Origin of the sequence: Mycobacterium dioxanotrophicus (genome assembly GCF_002157835.1) — a bacterium.
In the GTDB taxonomy this organism is placed as follows: Bacteria; Actinomycetota; Actinomycetes; order Mycobacteriales; family Mycobacteriaceae; genus Mycobacterium; species Mycobacterium dioxanotrophicus.
Genome location: NZ_CP020809.1, coordinates 1659352 through 1671826, shown reverse-complemented (window position 1 = coordinate 1671826; position 12475 = coordinate 1659352). Strand labels below are relative to the sequence as shown.

General features: G+C 67.7%; 10 protein-coding genes. 2 read left to right on the top strand and 8 right to left on the bottom strand.

Going from position 1 to position 12475, the window contains the following annotated elements:
* Positions 1-120: 120 nt before the first annotated feature.
* Genes BTO20_RS08015 through BTO20_RS07995 form a run of 5 tightly spaced genes read right to left on the bottom strand, consistent with a single transcriptional unit; the run spans position 121 to position 4878 of the window.
* Positions 121-1005: an NHL repeat-containing protein gene (locus BTO20_RS08015; protein ID WP_087074828.1), complete on the bottom strand. Its 885-nt coding sequence runs from the start codon at positions 1003-1005 to the stop codon at positions 121-123.
* Position 1006: 1 nt separating this feature from the next.
* Complete coding sequence (locus BTO20_RS08010) at positions 1007-1678, bottom strand: esterase (RefSeq protein WP_087074826.1); 672 nt, start codon at positions 1676-1678, stop codon at positions 1007-1009.
* Between the two features lie 34 nt (positions 1679-1712).
* Positions 1713-2150, bottom strand: coding sequence for a DUF6636 domain-containing protein (locus tag BTO20_RS08005; RefSeq protein ID WP_157680167.1), 438 nt, complete (start codon positions 2148-2150; stop codon positions 1713-1715).
* 34 nt (positions 2151-2184) lie between these two features.
* On the bottom strand, positions 2185-2898 hold the full coding sequence (locus BTO20_RS08000; RefSeq protein ID WP_087074822.1) for a glutamate racemase: 714 nt from the start codon (positions 2896-2898) through the stop codon (positions 2185-2187).
* A 39-nt stretch (positions 2899-2937) separates the two neighbouring features.
* Positions 2938-4878, bottom strand: coding sequence for a methyltransferase domain-containing protein (locus BTO20_RS07995; RefSeq protein WP_087074820.1), 1941 nt, complete (start codon positions 4876-4878; stop codon positions 2938-2940).
* Positions 4879-4966: 88 nt separating this feature from the next.
* Between BTO20_RS07995 and BTO20_RS07990 the strand changes: the two genes are divergently transcribed.
* The gene (locus tag BTO20_RS07990; RefSeq protein ID WP_087074818.1) at positions 4967-6103 is read left to right on the top strand and encodes a BTAD domain-containing putative transcriptional regulator; all 1137 of its coding nucleotides are present in this window, start codon (positions 4967-4969) and stop codon (positions 6101-6103) included.
* Here BTO20_RS07990 and BTO20_RS07985 read toward each other — a convergent pair.
* Positions 6091-7545, bottom strand: a complete 1455-nt coding sequence (locus BTO20_RS07985; RefSeq protein ID WP_087074816.1) for a serine/threonine-protein kinase — start codon at positions 7543-7545, stop codon at positions 6091-6093. The two genes, BTO20_RS07990 and BTO20_RS07985, sit on opposite strands and share 13 nt — an antisense overlap.
* A 157-nt stretch (positions 7546-7702) precedes the next feature.
* Here BTO20_RS07985 and BTO20_RS07980 point away from each other — a divergent pair, with 157 nt between their 5' ends.
* Positions 7703-8782 carry a D-2-hydroxyacid dehydrogenase gene (locus BTO20_RS07980; protein WP_198344292.1) on the top strand — a complete coding sequence of 360 codons (1080 nt, stop codon included), beginning with the start codon at positions 7703-7705 and terminating at the stop codon, positions 8780-8782.
* Positions 8783-8860: 78 nt separating this feature from the next.
* Here BTO20_RS07980 and BTO20_RS07975 read toward each other — a convergent pair whose 3' ends face one another.
* Both BTO20_RS07975 and BTO20_RS41065 read right to left on the bottom strand, forming a co-directional pair.
* Positions 8861-10186 (bottom strand): hypothetical protein, encoded by a 1326-nt coding sequence (locus BTO20_RS07975; RefSeq protein WP_087074814.1) that lies wholly within the window; start codon positions 10184-10186, stop codon positions 8861-8863.
* A gap of 522 nt (positions 10187-10708) precedes the next feature.
* On the bottom strand, positions 10709-12454 hold the full coding sequence (locus tag BTO20_RS41065) for a PE-PPE domain-containing protein (RefSeq protein WP_198344291.1): 1746 nt from the start codon (positions 12452-12454) through the stop codon (positions 10709-10711).
* Between the last annotated feature and the right edge of the window lie 21 nt (positions 12455-12475).

Genomic DNA, 12475 nt, shown 5'->3' with positions numbered 1-12475 from the left:
GCGTGGTGGCGCGGCCCGGCGAGGGGGTGACTCGCATATTGCCTCCGATCCAGATGCGATGCGCCTCACGCTATCGTCGCCACGGCTGTCCGCGGGCCATCTCGGGCCAATCGCTCTGTGTCACCCCTGAATCAGCCGCAGCACGCGCTTGTCAAGGCCGTCGGTGACCACCACGCTGCCGTCGTCGGCGACCGCCACTGCACTGGGTTCCGACAAACCCGTGAACGGCAGCGGGGTGGGGGTGTCCGCACCCGGGGCGAGCTCGTACACCTGATGCTCGCCGGTGACATACACGTCGCCGGTGGTGTCGACCGCCAGTTCACCCAGCAGGCTGACATCGGTGAACGGCAACAGAGTCGGGGTGCTCGCGCCGGGCGCGAGCTTGAGCACACCCTTGGCCGGATGGGTCACGTCACCGGTGTCGGCGAGGACGTAGACGTCGCCAGCCGCGTCGACCGCCACATCGTCGGGCTGGTGCAGACCTGGGAACGGCAGCGCGGTCGGCGCATTCGCTCCCGGCGCCAACTTCCACACCCGATCCACGTCACCGCGGCTGTGCAGACGTTCCACGGTCTCCGCTCGATCGGTGACATAGACATTTCCGGCCGTATCCACCGCCACTCCGGCCGGGTTTCCGAGGTCGCCGAACGGCAGCACGCGCGGCGACGCCGTGCCGGCAGGCAAGGTCCACACCCTTCCCAGGCGGTCGGTGACGAAGACGTCTCCAGCGGCGTCCACCGCGACGTCCTCGGGTCCGGTCAGGTCCGGTATCGGCAGCGCAGTCGGCGAATTCGCACCGGACGTCAACTCCAGCACCCGATTGGCGAAGGTGTCGACCACGTACACCGTCCCCACACCGTCCACCGCGATACCGCCTGGCTGGGTCAGCCCGTGGATCGGCAGCACCTCCTGCCGGGGCCCGGCGTGCGCCGGGGCCGCGAGTGCCATCATCGCCAGCAACGCCGCTGCGACCAGGCCGACGAATCGCGCTCGGTTGATGCCCATTTCAGGCCAACACCGCGGCCAGCTCGGCACGTGGCACCGAGATTCGTTGTGCCCCGTCCACTTGCGACAGCAGGAGGCCCTGTGCGAAGAAGAAGACCACCGCGTCGTCGGTCACCACGAAGTTCTGGTACGCCGTCGCGTCGAGGTCATCGATCGACTCCGGGACCTCGGCGCCACGTTTCCCCAACTCGCGCTTCACAATCGGTGCCAGCAGCTGCGCGGCGTTCGTTCCGGGACGGAACAGGGTGGCCAGGGTGTTCGGCGCAGACCGGGTCACGTCGTAGTTGAACGCTCGGAACGTACCCACCGGGTGGGCGCCGAAGTCAGAATTCAGTGCGATCACCAGACTCCGGGTCGCTGCCGACTGATACGCGGTCCCCGACATCGCCAACAGATGGTGTCCGGGGTCGGGCATCGGGTCGTGTTCGGCGGCGGTGACCCATTCGTCGCGGGTGCGGGTCATGAAGTCCTGCACCGGCTGCGGATCGGGATAGCCGACCGGGACGCTGATGTCCAGACTGTAGTCGGGCGTGCTGGTGTGGCTGGTGCACACCTGATCGGCGCCGACTGTCCCACCCAGGTCAGCACACAGCGGCTGCGCGCCGGCCAGCTCGGGCATGGCGCCCATCAACAGTCCCGCCGTCACCACGGCTGTCTGCAGCAGTCGTCTCATCACGGGTATTCCCTTCTCCGGCAAGCCAACTGGCTCAGCCGAGCTCGAGCGACTCACGGGACAGTCGCAGATAATGGCCGGTGCTGCTGTCGGTGCATGTCATCCGCGCCGGTTCACTGTGGCAGACGATGGGCCCCGCGGAACGGCTTTGGCCGTAGGCCAGCGTCGGCAGTCCGGGGGCGAAGTTGGTGTCGCCGTGGCAGTGCACGACGGGAGCACTGCCCTGTTTGATGCTGATGCGGTCGCCCCAGCCGAGGTGGCAGTCGGCGGGTTTCTGAGGCGGGGTATAGCTGTAGTCACGAATTTCGCATTCGGCCCCGTTGGTGCCGTCGAAGCTGCTCGACACCAGGCACATGATGTTTCCTGAGGGGGTGACGAATGTGGATGCTGCCGGGCAGGCCTGGGCGGTCGCCGGAAAAGCCAGGCAGGCCGCCCCGGCGGCGAGTGCGATGTGGCGCCAAAGTGTGGTCATGGGCTAAGGCTGCGGGGCGCGCCTTGCGGAATCCTCAATGAATTCTCGCGGCGCGCAGTTCGGTGGCCCAGGCGGTGGCCGCTGCGCGGCGCATGGCGTCGGGATCGCCGGTGGTGAGGTAGGTGCGGGCAGCCGGCCGGCTGTTGACGCGGGCTTGTGGGTGGCGTCGGGCCACGGCAGCGGCGAAGCGCTCGGCCGGGTCGAGGAGCGCGACGTCCCCGAGCACGGCCGAGAACCAGGGGCTTGCAGCCGGATAGTGCGTGCAGGCCAATACCAGCGCCTGCACGTGGCGCAGCGGCGCGACGATCGACGTCAGGTCGGCGAGGAACTGCGGGGACCCAAGACGCCCCGCCTCGATGTGCGCCGAGAGTGGCTGGGCGACCCGCGACACCACTTCGCGGTCCGGCCGGGCGAGCGCTCGCCGGTAGCACCCGCTCGCGATGGTGCGGCGTCCACCGACCACGCCGATCGGGCCGCGGATCACCTCGGGAACCGAGGCCACGCCGTGGCCGATGATGCCTTCCACCGGGATCGGCACCGACCTCAGCCGTGGCGTGACCGTGCTGGCCGCGTTGCAGGCCAGCACCACTTCGGTGGCGCCCCGTCGTGCGAGCGCGGTGACCACCGCGGTGAGCCGTGCGACCAGTTCACCGGTATGCATCCGCCCGTACGGCGTGACGCCGGTGTCGGACCAGTACAGCACCGGAAGACCGGATGCCAGTTCGTCCAACGCCCGTACCAGACCCACACCGCCGACGCCCCCAGTCGACGATGCCCAGGCATGCGTTCACGGGTATGTGAGCGGGGCGGTGCACCCCTTGGGAAGCGGTCCGGAGTCGAAGGCCACCACGCGTTGGGTGGACGTTGCCGTCAGCAGATCCAATCCGGTTCCGGGGAACCGGCTGGCGAAGTACCAATGGTATTCGTGCTCAGCGCGGATCGGGTTGCGCGCCAGCATCTTCAGCCAGTCCGGGTGCGTGGTCAGGGCGGCCAGATCCGCGGCGAACCGCGGTCGGGTACGCCGGATCTGCAGGTGCGCGAGCGTTGATCGGGCCAGCACGCCCAACTCTTTGATCCGCACGGGCTGGGCCACCATGTCGACGACCCACAGCCGCCCGCCCGGTGCGAGCACCCGGCGGATCTCGGCCATCACCGGATCCCAGTCCAGATACCGGAAGGACAGGAACGAGATGACCACGTCGAACTGGTCGTCGGGAACATCCAGGGCCGGACTGTGCACCTGCAGGAACCGCAGTCGACGGCTGTCCTGGCTGCGCTCGCGTGCCCGGGCCAGCATCGGGCCCGAGCTGTCCACTCCGACCGCGAAATCGATCATGCCCTCATCGTCCAGGGCCCGCAGGAGAGCCCCAGTGCCACAACCGATTTCCAGCACCCGCAAGCCGCGGCCCAGCTGGGCCCGCACCTTTGCGGCACGTTGCGCGACCCACCGCCACTCGGCGCCGCGGACCCTGATGTCCACGTAGGCACGGTCGTAGAGCTCGGCGACCGGATCGTAGGTGCCCGCCGACTGGTCCACGGCGAATCCCCCAGCCGGGTCGCACTGCACCGGCGGCCGCGCCGCCGCGCCGAGATACTTGCGGACCGAACCGGTCCAGCCGTGCGATTTGTGCCCGGGAGTGTCGATCAGATAGAGATTCTGCCGTGCCTCCGGTTGGCGGCCGGCCCACACGAACCGGTCACGGCGCGCGGACACCGTGGTGTAGTCGCGGTTTCCGAAAGTTGTCACCCCGAAGACATCGGCGAAAAAGGGGGCGAACCAGCGCGCCGTCCGGCAGGCGTGGAAGTACGCCCGCCCGGTGGCACTGAACGGTATGGCCATGGTCCGCCACTCGTGCGGCGAGAACTGCTCGGGCCATTGCGTCGAACCGAACATCGGCCCGTACATCCCGGAGTGGCTGATCAAGTGCAACTCGCTGATCTCCCGGCCGGTGTCGGCCAACCGGGTCATCTCACTGATGAAGTCGGCCTTGCGATTCAGGCCCGCGATCACGACGTCGGCCTCGGGATTCGCCGCAGCCAACTCTCGGGCCATGGTAGTAGCGGCCGTCGCGAACTCCGCCGAGCCGCCACGGTAGGCGGTGGTGTGCGCCACCCAGATGACCGGCGGCGCGTGGCGTGCAGGCGCCACCCGTGCGAACGGGATCCGGGCATGGTCCCCTTGCGGGATCCAGGCTCCGTAGTTGCCGACGAGCTCGAGCACTTCGCGACGCTGCAGATCGAACACCCGCATGCTGTTGGCCGGCGGGCTGTACAGATGCAGGCTCAACCCGCCGTCGGGAGCCATCATGTCGTGGATCACCTCGCTGGTGATGCTGGTGACCGCGCCTGCCGGCAGCGTGTCGCTGTGGGTGACGACGAGGTCCTCACCGTCCCAGCCGAATCGCCGCTCCACGAACGTGCCCTCGAGGAGAATCACGAAACCTCCTGCACCACCGTGATCGTGGGGTGCGCAACGCTGCCCCGGGCGCCAACGGGCGAGCATGATCTCGACCTCGTCATCGACCCGCAGGACCAAGCGCGAGTACGGCTCGCCGGGCTGTGCGGTCAGCGCCGCAGCGGCCAATTCGGGGCGGGCCTGTGCGACGCGGGTCAACACCTCGGCGTCGGGAACATTGCCACCGACGGCGACGGCCGCCAGCGTGTCGAACATGGATGCCAGCCCGGCGAGTGGGTCCTGCCGGATCGGCTGGGGCGCGATGGTAGTCATGTCGTCAGGGTGCGGGGCCGCCCTTGTGGGATTCTCAATGAACCACACAAGGACGTCTCGCCGACCGGCTGGAGGTTGCGAAAGCGCGATGGGGACAACTCGACTCGGGTTCGGCCTGCTGGGACCATTGCAGTTGACGGTCGACGGGACCCCCGCGGCGCTGGGCACCCCGAAGCAGCGGGCTGTCCTGGCCGTCCTTCTGATCAACCGCAACCGGGTGATCAGCATGGATGCACTGATCGACGCCGTCTGGGATCAGAACCCGGTACCCGCGGCCCGCGCGACGGTACACACCCACGTGTCCAACCTGCGCCGCCTGCTGGGCAGCGGGTCTTCATCGATGTTGGCCAGCGCGGCACCGGGATACCGGCTCTCGGTGGCCGCGGGTGACTGCGATCTCGATCGATTCGTCGCCGAAAAGACAGCAGGCCTGCGGGCGGCGGCGGACGGACGATTCGAGCAGGCCACCACGCATCTGTCGGAGGCCCTGGCGCAATGGCGCGGACCTGCCCTCGATGATCTACGTGCATTCACGTTCGCCGACACCTTTGCCGCCGCACTCGCGGAAGACCTCGTCCTGGTGCAGACCAGCCGCGCCGAAGCCGAGATCGCCTGCGGGCGCGCCGCAACGGTGATCAGGGACTTGGAAGAGCTTGCCGCCGAACACCCGTACCGCGAACCGGTGTGGGCGCAGCTGATGACCGCGTATTACGCCGCGGAACGGCAGTCCGACGCCCTCGATGCCTACCGGCGGCTCAAAACTGTGCTGGCCGAAGACCTGGGCATCGACCCCGGGCCCACCCTGACTGCGCTGCACGCCCGCATCCTTCGGCAGGAACGTCTCGACATCAGACAGGCCGCCATGGCGACCGCCGTACGGACCGTCAGCGGTGGCCGTCCGACAGATGGCCCGGCGTCCGCGGTGGCCGCGCTACGCGATGCGGCAGGGCGCCGGTACCCGCTGCAACCGGCGGCCACCCGCATCGGGCGCCTGCCCGACAACGACATCGTGCTCGACGACGCCGACGTCAGCCGCCACCACGCGGTGATCATCGACACCGGAAGCAGTTTCGTGATCACCGATCTGAGGTCGGCCAACGGTATCGAGGTGCAGCACCAACGCCTGCGCCCCAGCGCCACCCTCAGCCACGGCGACCAGATCCGGATCTGCGGCTACCGGTTCACCTTCGAAATCGACGGCGTCCCCGGCCATCACCACAGATAGACGCGGGCGTTCTTGCCACCTGTGCAGGTGATCCAGCTGTCGCCGGGAAACTGCTGGCAGTGCATGAGGAAGTTCGCGCCGTCGCACAGCGCTCCCGGCACCTTGCTGCAGTCGACTGCGCCGGGCGCCGACACCGCGCGCGGCAACGGACTCGCGTTGCCGTACTCGGCCCAGTACGACGTGAGCACGCTGTTGGTGAAAAGGCATGAGGTTTCCGGTGTTCCGCGTCCGGCGCGGCTGCCGAACCCGGTTACGGTGGTCGCCGTGAAGCCCTGATCACACGACTGATGCAAGGCGCTCTGATCCGGCCCCGTAACCAGCGGCGGCAGCGGGCCTCCCGGCGACGGACCCGCCGTGGACGTCGCGGCGGCAGGCCCGGCCGGCTGCCCCAGGTTGTTCGCGAGCATGCCGATCACAATCCCGATGGCGCCGACAATCAGCGCTGCGGCAATCGCGATCACCGTCGGCAACACCCAATTGCGGGACCGGCGATGCGCGTCGGGATCACGCGGCACGGGTACCGGTAGGTCCCTCGTCGGGTCGGGCGCCTCGGTGACAACCGTTGCGGCATAGCGCCCTTGCGATCCGGTTGCACCACCGGTGCGTGACGTGGCGCCTCCCCCGCCCTGCAATGCGCGCTGCGCGGCGCGGGCCAGACCGCCCGCCGTCCCGAACCGGTCATCGGGGTCCTTGGCCATGCCGCGGGCCACCACGTCGTCAAATGCGCTGGGCACCAGAGGGTTGGCCACGCTGGGCCGCGGCGGCGGCGCAGACAGGTGGGCTGCGAAGAGGCTCTCCTGACTGTCGGACGCGAACGGGGTTTCGCCGGTGAGCGCCTCGTACAGCACGCATGCCAAGGCGTACGAGTCCACTGCCGCGGTGATCAACTGGCCAGTAAACCGCTCGGGCGCCATGTAATTCAGCGTTCCGATCCGGGTTCCCGCGGTCGTCAACCGGCTGTCCCCGCGGGTCTCGGCGATACCGAAGTCGACGAGGTAGGCGAAGTCGGCCGGGGTGACGATGATGTTCTGCGGCTTGATGTCGCGGTGGATCAAGCCTTCGGCGTGGGCCGCATCGAGCGCGGCGGCGATCTGACCGACGATGTTCACTGCCCTGGCCGGTGCGAGCGGGCCGGTGGCGATGAGCTCGGACAGGGTCTGCCCCTGCACCAACCGCATGTCTATGTAGAGGCTGCCGTCGATCTCACCCCAGTCGTGGATCGGGATGACGTGCGGCTCCTGCAGAACGGCCGCTGCATGGGACTCCCGCTGGAACCGGGTCCGGAAGGTGACGTCGTGGGAGTACTCGTCGGCCAGGATTTTCAGCGCGACGGTTCGTCCCTTCTCGGTGTCATACGCCTCGTACACCTCCCCCATCCCGCCCTTGCCGAGCACACGCGTGATGGAGTACTTGCCGAAGGCGGTACCGACACGCGCGTTCACTGCTGATCCCCTTGCTCTCTCGGATACAGAGGCAGTATCGCTGCCGGGACCGGACGGTGCGGTTGTTTGCCGTACTGACTGCGCGGTGAGCGCGCCCGTACAGGCAGTATGAGACCCGAATGTTGTTCGAAATGTCGGAAACACAGTAGGGATCTCGATGACCGAACCAACCGAACGTTCCGCCGCCAGGCCCAGCCGGCTCCGGGTGGTGGCGTCGACACCCATCAGTGAGGAGCTGATCGAACGGATCGTCCGGCGCGAACCCCGCGTCGACTTCATCCGGGACCAGACGCTGTTGCCGCCGCAGCGGTTCTCGGGTGACCACGTGGGCGATCCCGCCTTTCGCCGCACGCCGGAACAGCAACGTGCGTTCGACGAGCTCGTCGATTCCGCGCAGGCTCTCTACGGTGTGCCCGAGGAGAAGCCGGCCGCGCTCAAGCGCACTGTCGAACGCAATCCCGGGCTGCTGTGGGTGCACACGATGGCGGCGGGCGGCGGCGCTCAGATCAAGGCCGCGCAACTCACCGACGACGACCTGGCGCGGATCCGGTTCACCACCTCAGCCGGGGTGCACGCCGAGCCGTTGGCGGAGTACGCCCTGTTCGGTCTGCTGGCCGGGGCCAAGACCCTGCCGAAGCTCTTGGCCCACCAGGCCGAGCGCGAGTGGGCCGGCCGCTGGGAGATGGGATTGCTCAGTCAGCAGCGCGTGCTGTTGGTGGGACTCGGCGGCATCGGCAAGGTCGTCGCAGCCAAGCTCTCCGCGCTGGGAGTCACCGTCGTCGGCACCAGCCGTTCAGGCACGCCGGTCGACGGTGTCGACGAGATCGTCCACCCCGACGATCTCGCGCAGGCCGCTGCCGACGTCGACGGGATCGTGGTGAGCCTGCCCGGCACCGCCGCCACCGACGGGCTCGTCGACGAGAAGGTCTTGCGGGCCGCAAAGCCCGGGTTCACGCTGGTCAGCATCGGCCGGGGCACCGTGATCGATGAGCAGGCACTGATCGCCGCCCTGCGTGACGGCCAGGTCGGGTTCGCCGCGCTCGACGTGTTCGCGGTCGAGCCACTGCCTGGCGACAGTCCGTTGTGGAGCGATCCGAGGGTATTGATCAGCCCGCATACCGCCGCGCTGAACTCGGCCGAGGACCGGTTGATCGCCGATCTGTTCGCCGACAACGCCGGCAGGCTCCTCGACGGCCGGCCGCTGCGCAATCCCGTTGACACCGTTGAGTTCTACTGACGGCTGAGTGCTACCGACAACAGTGACCCCGTCCAGCGACAGCGAGCGGGCTGGACGGGGCCACTGCGGTCTCATGGGTTATTCGCTGCCACCACCGGAGTTGCCGGAACCTCCCGAGCTTGAGCCGCCGGACTTCGCCGAGCTGCCGGCTTTGGCGGAACCGTCGGTCGTGCCTGCCTTGGTGTTCTTGCCGCCGAGACTCGACGCGGCGTCCTTGAGGCCCTTGCCTGCGTCCTTGAGCGCACCGCGGATGCCGTCGCTGACATCCTTGAGCCGGTTGACCTTGGCCGTGGAGATGCCGGTCTTGCCGGGAACGGCCTTCGGGCTGCTCTTGATGGTGCCGGTGTCCGGCGCCGTCGTTTCGGTACCTGTCGAGGACTGCGCATCGGTGGTCGTGCCGGTAGCCGCAGCGCCCGTCGCCCCCGCGCCCTCGGACGCGGCGTCCTTGGCACCGGCGTCCGGAGTGGTCAGCTTGGCCTTGGGCGCCTCGATAGCCGGGGCCACATCGAGTGTCACGGTGTTGGCTGCGGTCACCTTGGTGACGTTCGCCTCGGCAAGAGCGAGCGTGGTCTTCGGCGTGATGGTCTTAGCCACCAGCTCACGCAAGCTCAGCAGCCCGGCGACGATGCCCTGGGGACCGAGGAGACCCGCGGCGTAATCCGGCGCCACCGGATTGCCGTTGAGAATCGCTTGGGTCAGGTTCGGGCCGAAGCTGAGGATCGCATTCGCGACCTGCTCGGCATTGCCCGCCTTCAGCCCGGCGACGATGTTGTCACCGGCGCCGCCCACCGCGGTCGTGACGTCACCGAGAACCTGGACCGGCGCGAGCAGCGGCCCGAGCAGGTTGCTCACGTTGTTCAGGCTGAGCATGTCGACGACCGCCAGCGCATTGGCGAAGGGCTGGCGCAGTGCGTTCTGGAAGTTCGTCCAGACCTCGGGCTGCAGGAACAGGGTGTTGACCACCGCGGTGACGACCGGCCCGAGCAGCGCGTTCTGCAGTGTGGTCAGTCCGGCCGTGATCTGCCCGGCGGACAGCTCCTCGATGGCCTGCTGCAGCTGGGCCGGCGTTTCGGAGAATCCGTCGCTGAGGCTGCTGCCGAACACCTGAAGGAAAGTTCCGACTGCTGCCGCGCCGGTCAGCTGGTTCTTCACGATCTGCGACAGGATCGGCGCAGGGTCAGCGGCGATCTCGCCTCCGAGCGTCGAGACGTTCTGAAGCGCCTGCGCGAACACCTCACCGAACTCGTTGAACGGATTGACCAGCGCCGACAACTCGACCGTCGAAGTATGTACCTGCGGCACCTCCAGGTCGGGCATCGGCGGCGCCACGGGGCTCACCGCCACAGCGCCGATCGCGGCGACCGCGACGCCTGATGCGAGGTACGAGCGAACAGCTAGCTCCACAAAAACTCCTTTGCCATGTCATCCCCCGGCCGATCAACTTACCTGACAGTAAGTTAAAAGCAAGACAAATTCGCATGTCAAAGCAGTACTTTCCTTGCGTTCGCGATTAGCCGATGAACGAGCCACCGTTTTCGTCGTTAGCTACCGAATCGCAGTCACCCCGTTGCCAGCCTCCTCAGCAAACCCCCTTCACGACCACTGCGGCGCCATGCACGCAAAGGGTCAGGCCGGCATCGGCGCCCGAGTGGCCGCACATCTGCCATTAGCTGACGACTACGTCAATGGGTTCGGGAGCAGGTTTTGTACCGGCCGGTAACCACGAACTGACCATGTCTGCCATCACGTTGCCGACAGATCGTGACAGGGGTCACCACCGCCCGCGGGCAGCTAAAGGCGCGGGCCACTGGAGTAGACGCAGTCAGCAATATGTCGTTTACAAAGTCCGCGACATGTCCAGTTCGCTGTCGTACGCCAACCATGTGTAAAGCACGGATCACGTAGCCGACGTTGTCCTCGATGGCCTCAGAACGGCAGGTGGAACCCACCGAAGATGTTCGGCAACGCAGGCATGGGCGGCGGTGCCGGGAGCGCAGGCATCTGCGGCGGAACGAATGCCGGAATCACCGGCGGCGGCAGCGTCGGCGGCGGCACGGCGGGCAGGTCCGGTACAAGCGACGCGGGGGCGACGGGCGCCGCAGGCAGGTCCGGCACCGCGGCGGGCAGCTCTGGCGCCGCCTCCACAGGCGGGGCCTTGGGCACCAGGGTCGGCAGTGCCGGCAACTTCACCGGAAGCTGTTTCGGCGGGTCGAGAGCAATCGGCGCGGGGCTGGGCATCTCGACCTTCGGCGCGGTGAGCGCCGGCGCCGGGCGGCCCGGAACGGCGAGCGGCGCCGGTTGGGGCGTCGTCGGCGCGGGTCCGGACCACGGCATGATCGGGTCCCGTTTGGGTGGGGTGACCGGTGGTGGTGTTTGCGCCACTGTCGCCGGGACTGCCTGAGCTGCAACAGGTTTGGGGTCCACGGCCTGCCATCCGCCGAGGCGTGGTCCGATGGGCAGCGCCGCGGCCGGCGGCTTCGCGACAGCAGGATCGGCGGTCGGCACGGGTGGCGCGGCGTCGGCCACCGGGGCTGCGACGTTCGACGTGGGCGCTGCGCCCGGCGCTACGGGGACACCGTTGGTGTCGAACGATCCCGCATTGACCGGCGGTCCGCCGACACCGTACGGACTGCGTTGGTCCACCGGCGCGGTTCCGAATGGTCGGATGTTGGCCGCTTCCTGTGCGCCGTCATCGAGCCCGGTCGGGATGGCGACGATGAAGTTGACTCCGGTCTGCGCCGGATTCGGGAAGTACAGCACATTGATCCCGGTCGGCTGCCCCGGGCTGACGGTCCGGTCGTAGCCAGACTCCACCAGCACCCGCGTCGGCGCATCCACCACCGCCAGAACCGGATCCGGCACGCCGGCCTGGGCCAGCGGCATGAGCAGGGGCAAGCGATCACTCGGAATCATGTAGTACTGCGTGTCGCCGTAGGACCCCTGATAGATCGCGTTGCCGAGGCCGACGCTCTGATAATCGCCATGCACGTAGTAGATCCCGGCAACGGCGTTCGCCGTGGCGAACGGGTTCAGCGGATTGAGCGGGAAGTCCGACCAGCCGTCGTACTGACGGGTGACGTCGACGGTCTTGAAACTGGTATTGGTCGGTGTCGCCCCGTCGAAGGTGACTCCGAGGATGGGTATCTGCTGGCCCTGGAACCGGGACAGCACACCGCCATTGGGGCGGTTCGGATTGCCGATCAACACGAAGGACACCGGCAGCGTCGAGCCCGAGGCGGCCAGATCGCGCTTCTCGATCGATGCGATCCGAGCGCTCTGCGAGTAACCGAAAACGACGATCGGGGTGCCCGCGGGTTGTGCGTTGATCGCGTGGTCCAGGTTGGTCGTCCCCTGCGCCACAGACTGGTCGAACGGCATGGTGCCCGATACGGGCATGAACTGTTCCGGGGTGGATACCGCTGTGGGAGTGCAGGTTTCGGCCCCGCAAAAGCCTGTGAGCACGATGTAGTTGTTGGTCGCGTCGTTCGTGTAGGTCTCGATGAACTCGGGACTGTCCTGCGGTGAGCTCAGCGGATGCCCCGTACCGCCCATGATCAACGCAGTCGCAGCCAGAAGAACCAGCGGCATCACCATCGTCTGCACGCCGGCCAGAACGACGGTGGTGGCCATCGCCAGCATCACGACGGCACAGGTGCGGAGTACACGGCGCACGAGAAACCCCTCAGCTATGAG